Genomic DNA, 14966 nt, shown 5'->3' on the forward strand with positions numbered 1-14966 from the left:
CGGGGAAAAATAGGGGGGTAGGGCAGCTCTATCAAGGTGTAGCGCGGCCTTGATAATAGTGGCACAAGGCCGCCGCATACTACCTGCATTACTTCCCGTTTTCGACAGTGACTAAAGTCGCAATAGACCTGACCCGCGACAGCGGGCGCCTTGGATAAGGGGAGGGATCTATTTAGGGGCAAGTGGTGGAATGCTGTCTCGATAAACACCAACGTTTAAAAAGACATCTCCAGACACTCTCTCAGGCTACATATCCTTGCGCCTTTGCCTACAGCTACGCCAGAATCCGCCGGCTTGTGTGCCTTGGGGGGCGGGTTCTATTGTGGTGCGGTCGCTGACGAATCAGCGATCGGATTTGACCGTCCGCCCAATATCAAGGCGCGCCAGCGTTCTGCACGTGTTCAGGCACTGTCTGAAATCATGTCGCGGTGGCTGTGCGTGGGACACCTTCGGGTGTGCCGGATTCCTTGATGTCCGGTCGGTCAACCCGCGTACAGCTGCCACCCAGTTTGTTTGACCGCGAACGGTGGCGGCTCCAGTCATCAAGGAGCTTTACCATGATCAAACCAACACCCAACCCGCCCGAATCCAACTGCACGTCTCCCTACGAATCCATCGATTCCAGAAAACTCCACGAAGCCGCCGACCGCGCGCTTGACCATTACCTCTGTCCGCCCGACTCCACGCCGCCGCCACGTAAAAAACGTGGGATGTATGCCGTGACTGCGGACAACAAAAACGAAGAATTACTGATTGATGCCAGTGAAACGCTTGCTTCGGCGCAAATCATTGCGCAGAACGTCGCCAGTCTGGTGCCGGCGTCGCAGCGTCGGGCGTTGTTGGGGGATTGCGCAGTTGATCATGCTCGGGGAGTTGGCGGTGAATCGGGCGTTGGATAATTTGCAATTGCCGGGGTGATGCGGGTGTCGGGATCACCTGGTGATTGATCGGGTGTTCATTCTGGCGCCTTCGCGAGCAGGCTCGCTCCCACCTTTGAGCGTGTTCCAAGGTGGGAGTGCGCTGGCTCTCCAGTCGCGATAAGTTTCGAAACGATGAACATCCTCAGAAATCACAGCAAGGGTTTGCGAAACCGTTTTTACGTACTCTGGGCCGAAAGCAGCCACCTATAGCTTGGCTAAATCCTACTTGCAAACCTTCAATCGCGTTCCATCAGTGCCACTGCTTTCACTGGTGTCAATCTCGCCGTTACGGTCAATATGAATTTCCGTTGTCGGCCACTGGGGAGTAATGCTGATGCAACGGTTCTGGCCCTTTGCATTCCACCAGTCCAGACGCATGAAGAACTCATCGTCAGGAAAGATATGTCCCGCATCACCCGTTGTTTTTCCCGGCAGCAGTTCACCGCGAACGATGGTGTGCTGTGTGTTCAGGACGTAATTAATGTTCTTGGTGCCGTCTTTTGAGTAGTAAACGACAACTCGCGGTATAGCTATGTACCAGCACGCCACAGCACCAATGAGAAATAGCCCTATCCACCGGCCAATACGTCGTGGTCTATTTTCACTTGCAGACATGTATTTGAACCCCTGTACCCCAGTCAGCAATTGGCACGGCCAACACCTTGTCCATGATGATTTGTGCAGTGACACCGCCGTTCGGATATTCCTTGTAGAGTTCCATTCCGAGGTTGATCGACACTCTATCAGGCGCATCGTCCCATGCTCGCATCCCTTCGACACCTTCTGTCCTTCGTGGGCCATCAAACCTCTTGGGGTCTTTGAGGAAGCGCCAACTGTCTGATCCTATTTGCTCAACTCCAGCGCCATCCAACTGCACGCTGTCAGAGAGTCCACCGGCTAAGCCGACGTACCCATAATGGATGTTCGACCAGATATCGTAGTAGAAGTCATACGGCCCCTGTTTATGCCAAGGTGCGCCAAATAGTTTGGCCAATTTGGGCTTGTGATCCCAATCCTGACCCTGTCCCACCTTATTCGTCCAGATGGCGAAAGCCTTCGCCTTTTTTCCAAGTGCCATGCTGTAAAACTGGGGGGCCTGCCCTAGGCGTAGGTAGAGCGGAAGCTCCATGAATTTCTTGGTTTCCGCCTCAGGATCGAAGCTGTTTAATTCTTTCATTTCCAAGACTGCTGGGTCATTGATATTGCGGTTCATCTCATCGGCGATGTAATTGGCCAGTTGCTCCATCATGTCAGGGTCTTTGCACGTAGTAGGTGCTTCCGGCACTGTCTTCGCTTCGGGTTTTTCGGCACTGGCTTGCGGATCTACCAAGGCATTCGCCGCCAGAGCTTTCTCTTTCAAATTTGGATCAGCGAGCAAGGTCGCCATCTTTTCATCGTCCACAGTCCCATCTGGGCGGAACGCTCCCAGTGCCATGAAGTTAATGATGGTTGCACCGCCAGCATCGCCCATGACAAAACCACCACCTACATCGCCTGAACCGGTGATGATGGTTCCACCATGGCTGGTAGGACTGCCAAGGTGGGCCATAGGACGGCCATTCACTTGAATCGATGAGAAACCTGTGGTGATTACAGCGCCACACCCACATGTATCACCAACGCGGGCGGAGCCCATAAAGTTGATATTTACGTCGCCACTGGCGGAGGCAATCGGGGTAGTGCCATGGCCGGGCAAAGGGCAGACATGTTTATCACCCAGTCGTGCAGAAGCAATCATGTATCGTCCTTGAATCGTTGCGAGGCGTGCCAGCTTATGGCTGCGGTAGTCTGACTTTACCGGGAAGCTCAAAAAATGGCTGCAAGACAAATCCTAAAAGCCTTGTTGAAAAATCTCCCTTTTCCGTGTCAGTTGTTTTCTATGACTGAGTTGTCTTGCGGGGTACGGCGACCTAGAAGACCTTGGCGATTATGGCTTTGGTTAAGGGCCTTATCGGTTATGGCTTTGGTGATTCTGGAGGCTGCGTGAGTGGACGCGGCCCTCACCCCAGCCCTCTCCCGGAGGGAGAGGGGGCCGACCGAGGTGTCTTGCGGGGTACGTCGACCTGGAAGATTCTGGCGATTATGGTTCGGTGAAGGAACGTAGCGATTATGGCTTTGGTGAAGGGCCTTCGATTTGGCTTTGTGAGCTTGGCGATTTTGGATTCAACGAAAGACGTTCAAGTCGGTGTAACTCTCGAATATCCCCGAATCGGTTCCCTCTACCTCTGGGCGGTCCGACGTTTCGGGAGGGCTAGGGTGAGGGGCTTTCCGTTCGGGACATCAAAGTCTCCAGCCTGGCCAACGGCGGCGCATCCTGGTTGCGGTCGAATACTTGGATGCCGGAGAGTGTCAGATTTTTTGTGTGCGGGCCGGTAATGGCCTGCCGTCAGGCAGGCCGGGTTTTACCAGGTCGGCCTGATAAATCGATCTCCGTACAGAATCGCAAATTGGTTCATCGCACTCTTCCAGTCATGAGCCGCCGAGCCCCAGTTTGCCGTGATGTTACGCAGCCCAAGCCAGATCAGCTTGGTCGCTGCGTCATCCGTCGGGAAGTGGCCCCGGGTCTTGATGATCTTGCGTAGCTGAGCGTTGATGCTTTCGATAGCGTTGGTCGTATAGATCACTTTTCGAATGGCAGGCGGGAAGACAAAAAATGGAATCACTCGATCCCAGGCTCGTCTCCAGGCCGCCACCACCGTTGGGTATTGCTTACCCCAAGGGCCATTTTCAAAGGCATCCAGTGCTTCCTCAGCCGCTTCTGCGTTGATGGCTTGATAGATCGGTTTTAGCGCCTTGGCCAGCTCACGGCGCTTGTCCCACGCCGCGTAATCGAGGCTGTTGCGGATCAAGTGGACGATGCATGTTTGCAGCGTTGTTGCCGGAAATACTGCGCTTAGCGCCTCTGGCATGCCTTTGAGACCGTCAGTCACGGCGATCAGCACGTCCTCTACGCCGCGGGTCTTGAGGTCGTTGAAGACCTTCATCCAGAACTTCGCACCCTCGGTGTTTTCGATCCAGATACCAAGAATATCGCGCGTTCCATCGGGTAAAACACCCAGCGCCAAGTAAATCGCCTTGTTGCGGACAAGGCCTTCTTCTCGGATCTTGACCCGCAGCGCATCGAAGAAAATGACTGGGTACATCGGCTCAAGCGGTCGCTGTTGCCACGCACCAATTTCCTCCATCACCTCGTGCGTGACTGAGCTGATGAAGTCATGGGAAACGTCCGTCCCGTATTGCTCAGAGAGGAAAGCGCGGATTTCTCGAACGGTCATGCCTCGGGCATACATGGCGATGATCTTGTCATCAAAACCGGTGTAACGCCGCTCATGCTTGGGGATCAGAATGGGGGCAAAACTGCCATCCCGATCACGGGGAATCTCCAGCCGCAGCGGGCCATCCCCCGTCAAAATCGTCTTGCCCGTTTTGCCATTGCGCTGGTTGGTTTCATCCTCTGGGCGCTGCGCGCCCGGCGGATACCCCAGGTGGTGACCGAGCTCGGCACTCAATGCTCGCTCAATCAAGGCCTTCTTGAAGGCCGCAGAAGCGTCTTCAATAGCCTCTGCGGTAATCAGCCCCTCACCGAACTCTTCGAGCAGCTCCTTGGGGATTTTTGGTAGGTCACGCAGGGGTTTCTTTTTGGTTGGCATACATGCACCTCTTACTCATGTTATGCCCGAACACAAAATTTCTGACACCCCCGGATGCCGATCTTCAGCAATCGACCATTCTCTGCCGCTGCGATTACCTGTTCGCAGCGCAACAACAACCGCCCCTGATCACATTCCTGCGCTTTCATACCCATCGGCAACCTGCCTTCCAACCGCAACTCCGCCATCCGACTCTGCGCCGCAATCATCGCCACCGACCGATCCCGTAAAACCCCGCTGCTCTGCGTCATCAACCCCGCCACCCGCACAGCCGCTGACATCGCCACGGCAATAATCGCCAGCGCCACCAGCACCTCAATCAACGTGAAACCTTCTTCCCGCGAACGCGCACGCATACATGGCCCAAAGCCAAAACCCAGCCCTCGACGCTAACCCGCGTCCTTGACGGCTTGACGACGAAAACACCCGAGGATTTTCAACATCACTGACATATCTTCTTGCAACACTGCGCGTCGAATCGAATCAAGCCAGGGTATGTCGAGATGGATATCGCACCTTTCAAATCGCTTCAGCAACCGATGCGCACGCCGCGTGGCCAGCAGGGTTTCACCCTGATCGAGATTATGGTGGTTGTGGTGATTCTCGGGATTCTGGCGGCGATGGTGGTGCCCAAGGTGCTCGATCGTCCGGATCAGGCGCGGGCGACGGCGGCGAAGCAGGACATTGGCGGGTTGATGCAGGCCTTGAAGTTGTATCGCCTCGACCATGGCACTTATCCGAGCATGAACCAGAGTTTGAAAGTGCTGGTGGAGCGGCCGGCGGATGCGAAGAACAGCAACTGGCGTTCGTACCTGGAGCGTCTGCCGAATGATCCGTGGGGCCGCCCTTATCAGTACCTCAATCCGGGCGCCAATGGCGAGATCGACATTTTCTCCCTCGGTGCCGACGGTCAGCCGGACGGCGACGGCGTGAATGCCGATATCGGTTCCTGGCAGCTGTAAGGCCGGCCATGAACAGACATTCGCCTGATGGGGCGAAGCAACAAGGCATGGCGATCATCAGCGCGCTGCTGATTGCGGCCGTGGTGGCGGTGATTGCGGCGGGCATGTTGACCCGCCAGAGCGTGTCGACCCGTGCGCTGGAGGCTGATCAGCAGCGGGTGCAGGGGCGTTGGGTGGTGCAGGGCGGGTTGGAGATCAGCCGTCAGTTGCTGTGGGACGCACGTCAGCGCGATCCGCTGACCCGGCTCGATCAGCCGTGGGCGCAGCGCTTGCTGGCGCAGGGTTTCGAGGGGCGGCTGGAGGACGAGCAGGGCAAGTTCAACCTGCGCAATCTGGTGGCCAACGAGCGTGTTGATGAGGCGCAGGTGCAGGCGTTTCAGCGCTTGTGCGAGTTGATCGGGATCAGCGCCGGTTTGAATCAGCGCATCCGTCAGCGGGTGATCGAGTCGTATCCGCGCCTGTTGAATCCGCAAATGGCCGAGAACAACAACGGCTTCGACAGCGGTCGCGCCACTTCGCCCAATGCCTCGCGCAAACCACAAAATCCGAAGTTGCCGATGCTGCGCAGTCTCGATGATTTGCGCAGTGTTGACGGCGTCAATGACGCGGTGATCGGCAAACTGGCGCCGTACCTCACGGTGATTCCCGCGACCACTTGGGTCAACGGCAATACCGCCACCGCACCGGTGCTGGCAGCGTATGTGCCGGGGCTGTCGCTGGAGCGCGCGCAGGCGTTGATCAATGAGCGTGACGCCGGGCGCTGGTTCATCAACCGTGGCGATTTCGTCAACCGCTTGCGCATGCCGAAGCTGGAAGTCAGCAGCGTCAAGGTCGGCATCACCAGTGACTGGTTTCGCCTGCGTGGCGAAGCCCGGCGCGAGCAGCGTCGGGTCAGCCTTGAGGCGTTGTTGCATCGCAGCCAGGACCGGTTGCCGCAGGTGATCTGGTCGCGGGTGGGCGTATGACTCAGCTAAGGGTTGCGCTGCCGCCATTGGCGGAGCTGGAGCTGGACAGCACGGTGAATTGCGCCTGGCTGGATCGTCAGGGCCAGGTCAGCCGTGAAGACTGGCTGACGTTGGCGCAGTTGGCGCAGTTGGGGCAGTTGCCGAAACTGCCGCCGCTGCTGTGTTTTCTGCACCCAGCGGACAGCCTGCTGGCGAGTATCGATCTGCCGCCGCTGCCGGCCAACAAAACGGCAGCGGCGGTGCAGTGTGCGGCGCAGGCGCTGATGCTCGGCGACAGCAGCGAAATGCACATCGCCCACAGTCCGCGTGACGAAGCGGGGCGGGTGCAGATTGCGTGGGCGCCACGTCAGCGTCTGTTGCACCTTGCGCAGTTACTCAAGCAATCCGGCCTTAACCTGCGCGGTCTGTACCCGGCGGCGTACAGCTTGCCGGTGCTGCCGGGCCTTGTCGCGTATGTGCAGGACGGCCATCTGTTGCTGCGCGAAAGCCTGCAATCGGCGCGGGTGCAACCGTTGTTTGATGAGGGCGTCGACAACACGCTGTGGGAGCCGGGCGTAACGCTGCACTGGATAGGCACTGCGCCGCCACCGGGCGCCGAACTGCCCATGAGCGAGGCGCAGCGCTGGACCGGGCCGGTAACGGGTTGGGGCTTGCACGGTGTGCTGCAACAACAAGTCACTGACCATCGTGGTTGGGGGCGGGCGCTAGGGTTGTCGGCGCTGGCCGTGGCGGTGTGGGTGATCGGTTTGAATCTGTATGCCGCGCGCGAAGCGAGTCAGGGTCAGCAACTCAAGACGCAAATGAATCTGCGGGTGAAGCAGGCCTTCCCCGAGTTGCCGGTGATCCTCAATCCGCTGCAGCAGGCCCGCCAGCAATTGGCGGCGCGGCAAAAAGGCGCGGTCGACGATCCGGCGCAGAACTTCAGTCGCCTGGTGTTGCAGGCGGGCACCGGCATGCCGTTCATGGCCGGTAGCGTCGGGCGTCTGGCCTATGTCGACGGCACGTTGCAACTGAGCCTGCTGACCGACGCCCGTCGCAGCGGCAATGACAAGGATTGGCAAAGCGCCCTGGCCCAGGCCGGAATTAGCGCGACGGCCGACGACGAGGGCTGGACGTTGCGCCCGGCCGCTGAAGCCACCGCCAGTGAAACCGAAGACAGCAGCAGCGAGGCAGAAGATGAATAAGGCTGCGTTGGCGATTTACCGCGCCCGCTGGCAGGGCTTCAACCGTCAGTTGCAGGCGCGTTGGCAGCCGCTGGCGTTGCGTGAGAAACGCATGGTTGCGGGGATGGCCATCGCGCTGTTCGGTCTGTTGGTCTGGGTCGCGCTGATTCAGCCACCGCTGAAAAAAATCACCTATTGGCAAAGCGAAACGCCGAAGCTGCGCGCGCAAACCGAAGCGCTGGAAGTGCTGCTGCGCGAGGTCAGCGTGCGCCCGGACGGACAAAGCGTCGGCCAGTCGCTGGAGCAAACCCTGCAGGCCAGTGGTTTGGCCGGACACTATCAATTACAGGCGGCGGATTCGGCTTCGTGGCAACTGACCTTCGACGCCGCGCCGGCCGACGCGGTACTCGACTGGTTGCTGAGCCAGCCGTCGCAACTTTCTCTGCAAGTGGTCGAAGCCCGTTTGCAACGCGTGGAAAACGCTTCGACCGAAGTCACTGCCGGCACTTTGTCAGGCACCGTTCGCATGGATCAGGCGCTGGGCGCTAAGGAAGCTTCATGAAGGGGTCAGGATCCAAACCGGCACGCATGGCACTGCCGATGCTGCTGATGGCGTTGAGCGCGTGCAGCAACACCAGCACACCGCAGAATCAGCCGCCGTTGCTGGTCGACAGCGAACTCGGTCGGCCATTGGCCAACACTCAGCGCAGCGGCGATGCGGTACTCGACCGCGAGCGGGCGCAGGCACAAGCCAGACCGGCGCCAAAGCAGTTGCACAACATCACCGAGCGCAGCCGTGGCGGCGGCGCGGCACGCGGGACCACGCTGCCGAGCAATCCGCTGGGTGAGCAACCGGTCACGCTGAATTTTGTCGAGGCGGATATTCAAGCGGTGGTGCGCGCGTTGTCGCGTTCGACGGGTCAGCAGTTTCTCGTCGATCCACGGATCAAGGGCAACATGACGCTGGTTTCAGAGGGGCAGGTGCCGGCGCGTCAGGCTTACGACATGTTGCTGTCGGCGTTGCGTATGCAGGGTTTCGCCGTGGTCGATGTCGGTGGGGTCGCCCAGGTGGTGCCGGAGGCTGATGCAAAACTGCTTGGCGGGCCGATCTACAGCGCTGACAAACCCGCCGGTAACGGCATGCTGACCCGCACGTTCCGCCTGCAATACGAGAACGCGGTGAACCTGATTCCGGTGCTGCGCCCGATCGTCTCGCCGAACAATCCGATCAACGCCTACCCTGGCAACAACACCATTGTCGTCACCGATTACGCCGAGAACCTCAATCGTGTTGCGCAGTTGATCGCCGGCATCGACACGCAGAGCGCCATCGATACCGACGTGGTGCAGATCCAGAACGGTATCGCCGCCGACATCGCACCGATGGTCGCCGATTTGCTCGACGCGCCGGGCAACGATCCGACGCAAAAAATTGCCGTGATTGGTGATCCGCGTTCCAACACCATCATCATCCGTGCCGGTAGTCCCGAGCGCACGGAGTTGGCGCGCAACCTGATCTACAAACTCGACAACGCGCAGAGCAATCCGAGCAACCTGCATGTGGTGTATCTGCGTAACGCGCAAGCGGCGAAACTGGCGCAGGCGTTACGCGGTTTGCTCACGGGCGAGAGTGACAGCGGCACCAGTGACAGTGCGCGTTCGGTGCTCAGTGCCATGGGCAGCAGCGGTAATAATGTTGGTTCGAGTGCTCAGAGTGGCACGCAAACCAGCGGTACGACCTCGACTACTTCCAGCAACGGCAGCACGGGCGGCAGTTATGCGCAGGGCAGCAGCCCGACCAGCAGCAGCGGCACCCAGACCAGCGAGCAAAACGTCGCCTTCAGCGCGGGCGGCGTGACGATTCAGGCTGACGCGACCACCAACACCTTGCTGATTTCCGCGCCCGAACCGCTGTACCGCAACCTGCGCGAGGTCATCGACTTGCTCGACCAACGCCGCGCACAAGTGGTGATTGAAAGCCTGATCGTCGAAGTTGGTGAGGACGATGCCAGTGAATTCGGCGTGCAGTGGCAGACCGGCAACCTCGGCGGCAATGGCGTGATCGGCGGGGCGAATCTGGGTGGTTCGGGGATCAACGTCAACGGCAAGACCAGCATCGACGTACTGCCACAAGGTTTAAACCTCGGTTACGTCAACGGCACGGTCGACATTCCCGGCATCGGCAAGATTCTCGACCTCAAGGTGCTGGCCCGGGCCTTGAAGAGCAAGGGCGGCACCAACGTGCTGTCGACGCCGAACCTGCTGACGCTGGACAACGAAGCAGCGAGTATTTTTGTCGGCCAGACCATTCCGTTTGTCAGCGGCAGCTACGTCACTGGCGGCGGTGGCACCAGCAACAACCCGTTCCAGACCGTGACCCGCGAAGAGGTGGGGCTGAAGCTCAACGTGCGCCCACAGATTTCCGAGGGCGGCACGGTCAAGCTCGATATCTATCAGGAAGTCAGCAGCATCGACGAACGCGCGTCCACCAGCGCGAATGCGGCGGGCATCGTTACCAACAAACGTGCGATCGACACCAGCATCTTGCTCGACGACGGACAAATCATGGTGCTCGGCGGCTTGCTGCAGGATGGCTACAGCCAGAGCAATGACGCGGTGCCGTGGTTGTCGACGATACCGGGGATTGGCGCGCTGTTTCGCAACGAACGCCGGGCGATCACCAAGACCAACCTGATGGTGTTCCTGCGCCCGTACATCATTCGCGACAGCGAAGCGGGGCGCGGCATCACGCTGAACCGCTACGACTTCATGCGCCGGGCGCAGGGTGGTTTGCAACCGGAGCGCAGTTGGGCAATGCCGGATATGCACGCGCCGCAGTTGCCGACGGCGGCGCAGGGGGTTCCAAGTTCGGTTCCGGCTTCGGGCCCCCGTGCGACCATCAAAGCCGTTCCGATTGAGGGAGGCCCGCGTCTGTGAGTCTTTTGCCTTACGCCTGGGCCAAGGCGCAGCGCATTCTTTTGTGCGATGGCGTGCTGACGGTGTGCCCATCAACGCCGGGGTGGTCGATCAGTGAGGCGCGGCGGCAGTTCGGCGCGAGCACGATACAGCGCGTGCGCGACGATGAACTTGATGGCTTGCTCGCCAGCGCTTACGCCGACACCGGCAGCGCCGCGGCCGTGGTCGGTGCGGCAGAAAACGAAGTCGACCTCGACCGACTCATGCAGGACATGCCGGAAATCACCGACCTGCTCGACACCCAGGACGGCGCGCCGGTGATCCGCATGATCAACGCCTTGCTGACCCAGGCCGCCCGCGACGAGGCCAGCGACATTCATATCGAACCGTTCGAAACCCATTCGGTGGTGCGCTACCGCGTCGACGGCACACTGCGCGATGTGGTCTCGCCGCGCAAGGCGTTGCACGGTGCGCTGGTGTCGCGGATCAAGATCATGGCGCAACTCGACATCGCCGAAAAACGCCTGCCGCAGGACGGTCGCATTGCCTTGCGCGTCGCGGGTCGGCCGATCGATATTCGTGTCTCGACCGTGCCCACCGGCCATGGCGAACGGGTGGTGATGCGTCTGCTCGACAAGCAGGCCGGGCGCTTGCATCTGGAAACGTTGGGCATGGACGCGCAGGTGCTGGCCAAACTCGATCACCTGATCCGCCAGCCCCACGGCATCGTGCTGGTCACCGGCCCCACGGGCAGCGGCAAGACCACCAGCCTCTACGCGGCGCTGGCGCGGCTGGACGCGAGCACCAGCAACATCCTCACCGTTGAAGATCCGGTGGAATACGACCTGCCGGGCATCAGCCAGATTCAGGTCAACGCCAAAATCGACATGACCTTCGCCCTCGCGCTGCGAGCGATTCTGCGCCAGGACCCGGACATCATCATGATCGGCGAAATCCGCGATCTCGAAACCGCGCAAATCGCCGTGCAGGCCTCGCTGACCGGGCATTTGGTATTGGCAACCTTGCACACCAACGACGCGGTGTCGGCGGTCAACCGCTTGATCGACATGGGCGTCGAACCGTTTCTGTTGGCGTCTTCAATGCTCGGCGTTTTGGCGCAGCGCTTGGTGCGACGCCTGTGCAATCAGTGCAAGCAAGAAGACCCGGCAGCCCCCGGCACCTGGCGCCCGGTCGGTTGTGCAGCGTGCAATCAAACCGGCTACAGCGGCCGCACCGGCATACACGAATTGTTCTGCATCGACGACGACATCCGCACCCTGATCCATCAAGGGGCAGGGGAGCAGGCCTTGCGCGCCTCAGCGGCCAAAGCCGGGATGTTCAGCCTGCGTGAGGACGGCGAGCGCTGGATTCGCAGCGGCGCCACGGCCCCTGAAGAAATCTTGCGTGTGACACGGGACGCCTGATGAATCGCTATCGTTTTGAAGCTGCTGATGCCACTGGCAAGATCGAATCCGGGCACCTTGAGGCGGACAGTCAAAGCGCCGCTTTCACAACATTACGCGGGCGCGGGTTGACCGCACTGTCGGTGCACAAGGAAAGCAATGTCGCCCAACACGGCGGTGGTGGACTGTTCAGCGCGAAGCTCTCGGACAACGATCTGGCCTGGGCCACGCGGCAATTGGCGAGTCTGTTGGGCGCGAGTCTGCCGTTGGAAGCGGCGCTGAGTGCCACGGTCGAACAGGCCGAGAAGAAGCACATCGCCCACACCCTCAGCGCCGTGCGCGCCGACGTGCGCAGCGGCATGCGTCTGGCCGAATCGCTGGCGGCGCGGCCACGGGATTTTCCCGAGATCTACCGCGCGTTGATTGCGGCGGGGGAAGAGTCCGGCGATCTGGCGCAGGTGATGGAACGGCTGGCCGATTACATCGAGGAGCGCAACAACCTGCGCGGCAAGATTCTCACGGCGTTTATCTATCCGGGTGTGGTTGGTCTGGTGTCGATCGGCATTGTGATTTTCCTGCTCAGCTACGTGGTGCCGCAGGTGGTCAGTGCGTTTTCTCAGGCGCGGCAGGATTTGCCGGGGCTGACCCTGGCGATGCTCACCGCCAGTGATTTCATTCGCGCTTGGGGCTGGCTGTGCGCGGCGATCATCGCCGGGGCTTTCTGGAGTTGGCGGCTTTACTTGCGTAATCCGGCGGCGCGTTTGAGTTGGCATCATAGGGTGTTGAAGTTGCCGCTGTTCGGGCGGTTCATTCTGGGGCTGAACACCGCACGTTTCGCCTCGACGCTGGCGATTCTTGGCGGCGCCGGGGTGCCGTTGTTGCGCGCGCTGGAGGCGGCGCGGCAGACGCTGTCCAACGACCGCTTGAGTTTGAGCGTCACTGAAGCCACGGCCAAGGTGCGTGAAGGCGTCAACCTCGCCGCTGCACTACGGGTGGAAAACGTGTTCCCGCCGGTGCTGATCCATTTGATCGCCAGTGGCGAGAAAACCGGCTCGCTGCCGCCGATGCTTGAGCGCGCGGCGCAGACCTTGTCTCGGGATATCGAGCGCCGGGCAATGGGCATGACCGCGCTGCTTGAACCCTTGATGATTGTGGTGATGGGTGGGGTGGTGCTGGTGATTGTGATGGCGGTGTTGTTGCCGATCATTGAGATCAACCAGTTGGTGCAGTAGTGATATGCCTGATGCCTTGGTGGTGTCTGGGCTGGCCTCTTCGCGAGCAGGCTCGCTCCCACAGGGATTGAAGTTGTTAATGCAATTTACTTCACAACACAGAACCCTGTGGGAGCGGGCTTGCTCGCGAAGGGGCCAGTCAGGGCAATAAATAATCCAGATTTTTTTCCAGGACTTCAGCATCACCCGACCCTCGAATCCACCATCCTCGGGTTCTCCTTTCTGTCATCTGCAACGACCCTTCAACGGCTCCAGCCCGATTCCGCCAAACCGCTGAGCCAGACACGTCACCGCGCCCCCCAAACACCCGAGAAAACCTGACAAAAATCACCGCGCACCTCCCGAGGTTTTTTCCTTTATCTGTCACCGGAAACTGCGAATTTCTCAGTGCGACTTAACCAGGGCCAACGCTAGCGAGGCCCAGGTGAGTCCTCCCAGTGTCATGCAAGTTCCCTGAAAACCTGTGTTCACAACCTACGTTGAAAAGGAGATTCTTCATGTTCAAGCGCACTCTGATCGCCGCTTCCCTGACCGTCGCCGCTCTGGCCTCCGCTCAAGCCATGGCCGTTACCGGTGGTGGTGCAACGCTGCCAGCCGCTCTGTACAAAGGCTCTGCCGACAGCATCCTGCCAGCCAACTTCAGCTACGCCGCCATCGGTAGCGGCGGTGGCAAGACAGCTTTCCTGAAGAACAATCCAGCCGGCTTCGGCACCACCGGCACCGTGCACTTCGCCGGCAGCGACTCGATCCTCAGCGCTTCGGAACTGAGCACCTACGACACCGACTTCGGTGCTGCTTACGGCCCGCTGATCCAATTGCCTTCGGTAGCCACTTCGGTTGCCATCCCGTACAAAAAAACCGGTCAGACTGCTTTGAACCTGACCAGCGCTCAGCTGTGCGATGCCTTCTCCGGCGCGAAAACCACTTGGGGCGAGCTGCTGGGTACTTCCGATGCCACCAAGATCCGCATTGTTTATCGCAACGTCTCCAGCGGCACTTCGGAAATCCTGACCCGCCACCTGGCTTCGGTCTGCCCGACTCAGTTCACCACCAGCAGCACCTTCACCAGCGCTCGTCTGCCAGCCGGTTCGACCCTGCCTTCGAACTGGGTCGGCGTAGCCAGCACTTCTGAAGTAGCCACCACTGTGAACGCAGTCGACGGTTCCATCGGTTATGTCGGCCCGGACGGTGTTGACGTTACCAGCAACGCTGTGGTTGCCCGCGTCAACGGCGTTCAGCCAACGTCGCTCAACGTGACCCTGGCCCTGTCGTCGGTTTCCGCGCCTGCGACTCAAGCGGCGGCTGCACTGCCGGCCAACTGGTCGCCAGTGGTGGCTAACCCGGCTTCGGGTTACAAACTGGCTGCTTACACCAACTTCATCTTCGGCCAGTGCTACAAGGATGCAGCGGTGGCCGCTGACGTCAAAGCCTTCCTGACCACTCACTACAGCATCCCTGGCAACAACGCTGCGACTCAGGCTCACAAGTTCGTCGCTGTGCCTAACGCCTGGAAAAACGCTGTAACCGCGAGCTTCATCACCAACACTTCCGGCTACAACCTGGACATCAACAACGCTAGCGTCTGCAACGCTATCGGTCGTCCTTAAGCTCAAGCTGGCGTAATCGAAAGGGCGGCAACCTTCGGGTTGCCGCCCTTTTTTTGCTCGAATACACCGCGAACATGAAGTTTGTGTGACATCCGTTCGGTCGCGCCCCTCGCCAACTGCCTATGTCGTAACAGCAGGTTTTTGCACG

Annotated in this window: 12 protein-coding genes and 1 pseudogene; 9 read left to right on the forward strand and 4 right to left on the reverse strand. The window is 59.8% G+C overall.

The features are described from left to right. Positions 1 to 557: 557 nt before the first annotated feature. A pseudogene (locus ATI02_RS07945) lies at positions 558 to 918 on the forward strand (DUF6124 family protein). Positions 919 to 1142: 224 nt separating this feature from the next. Here ATI02_RS07945 and ATI02_RS07950 read toward each other — a convergent pair. The 4 genes from ATI02_RS07950 to gspI form a co-directional block, all read right to left on the reverse strand. After that, the gene (locus ATI02_RS07950; protein ID WP_100845956.1) at positions 1143 to 1535 is read right to left on the reverse strand and encodes a hypothetical protein; all 393 of its coding nucleotides are present in this window, start codon (positions 1533 to 1535) and stop codon (positions 1143 to 1145) included. Further along, complete coding sequence (locus tag ATI02_RS07955) at positions 1522 to 2658, reverse strand: polymorphic toxin type 44 domain-containing protein (RefSeq protein WP_100845957.1); 1137 nt, start codon at positions 2656 to 2658, stop codon at positions 1522 to 1524. Before ATI02_RS07955 ends, ATI02_RS07950 begins: the two co-directional genes overlap by 14 nt. Before the next feature lie 664 nt (positions 2659 to 3322). Continuing rightward, entirely contained in the window at positions 3323 to 4570 is a 1248-nt protein-coding gene (locus ATI02_RS07965) for an IS256 family transposase (RefSeq protein WP_095191982.1), read from the reverse strand. Between the two features lie 20 nt (positions 4571 to 4590). Further along, a complete protein-coding gene (gene gspI, locus ATI02_RS07970; protein ID WP_100845958.1) occupies positions 4591 to 4926 on the reverse strand; it encodes a type II secretion system minor pseudopilin GspI in 336 nt (111 codons plus the stop codon). A 147-nt stretch (positions 4927 to 5073) separates the two neighbouring features. Between gspI and gspG the strand changes: the two genes are divergently transcribed. From gspG to ATI02_RS08010, 8 genes are all read left to right on the forward strand, one after another. Beyond that, a complete protein-coding gene (gspG, locus tag ATI02_RS07975; protein WP_100845959.1) occupies positions 5074 to 5532 on the forward strand; it encodes a type II secretion system major pseudopilin GspG in 459 nt (152 codons plus the stop codon). 8 nt (positions 5533 to 5540) lie between these two features. Beyond that, positions 5541 to 6497 (forward strand): type II secretion system minor pseudopilin GspK, encoded by a 957-nt coding sequence (gene gspK / locus ATI02_RS07980; protein WP_100845960.1) that lies wholly within the window; start codon positions 5541 to 5543, stop codon positions 6495 to 6497. After that, complete coding sequence (gene gspL, locus ATI02_RS07985; RefSeq protein WP_100845961.1) at positions 6494 to 7681, forward strand: type II secretion system protein GspL; 1188 nt, start codon at positions 6494 to 6496, stop codon at positions 7679 to 7681. The genes gspK and gspL overlap by 4 nt, the downstream gene beginning before the upstream one ends. After that, the gene (gspM, locus tag ATI02_RS07990) at positions 7674 to 8222 is read left to right on the forward strand and encodes a type II secretion system protein M (RefSeq protein WP_100845962.1); all 549 of its coding nucleotides are present in this window, start codon (positions 7674 to 7676) and stop codon (positions 8220 to 8222) included. The genes gspL and gspM overlap by 8 nt, the downstream gene beginning before the upstream one ends. Further along, positions 8219 to 10597, forward strand: a complete 2379-nt coding sequence (gene gspD / locus ATI02_RS07995) for a type II secretion system secretin GspD (protein ID WP_100845963.1) — start codon at positions 8219 to 8221, stop codon at positions 10595 to 10597. The genes gspM and gspD overlap by 4 nt, the downstream gene beginning before the upstream one ends. After that, complete coding sequence (gene gspE / locus ATI02_RS08000) at positions 10594 to 12000, forward strand: type II secretion system ATPase GspE (RefSeq protein ID WP_100845964.1); 1407 nt, start codon at positions 10594 to 10596, stop codon at positions 11998 to 12000. Before gspD ends, gspE begins: the two co-directional genes overlap by 4 nt. Then, on the forward strand, positions 12000 to 13211 hold the full coding sequence (gspF, locus tag ATI02_RS08005) for a type II secretion system inner membrane protein GspF (RefSeq protein ID WP_100845965.1): 1212 nt from the start codon (positions 12000 to 12002) through the stop codon (positions 13209 to 13211). Before gspE ends, gspF begins: the two co-directional genes overlap by 1 nt. 497 nt (positions 13212 to 13708) lie before the next feature. After that, positions 13709 to 14818 carry a substrate-binding domain-containing protein gene (locus ATI02_RS08010; protein WP_100845966.1) on the forward strand — a complete coding sequence of 370 codons (1110 nt, stop codon included), beginning with the start codon at positions 13709 to 13711 and terminating at the stop codon, positions 14816 to 14818. Positions 14819 to 14966 lie beyond the last annotated feature (148 nt).

This window comes from Pseudomonas baetica (genome assembly GCF_002813455.1).
Taxonomy (GTDB): Bacteria; Pseudomonadota; Gammaproteobacteria; order Pseudomonadales; family Pseudomonadaceae; genus Aquipseudomonas; species Aquipseudomonas baetica.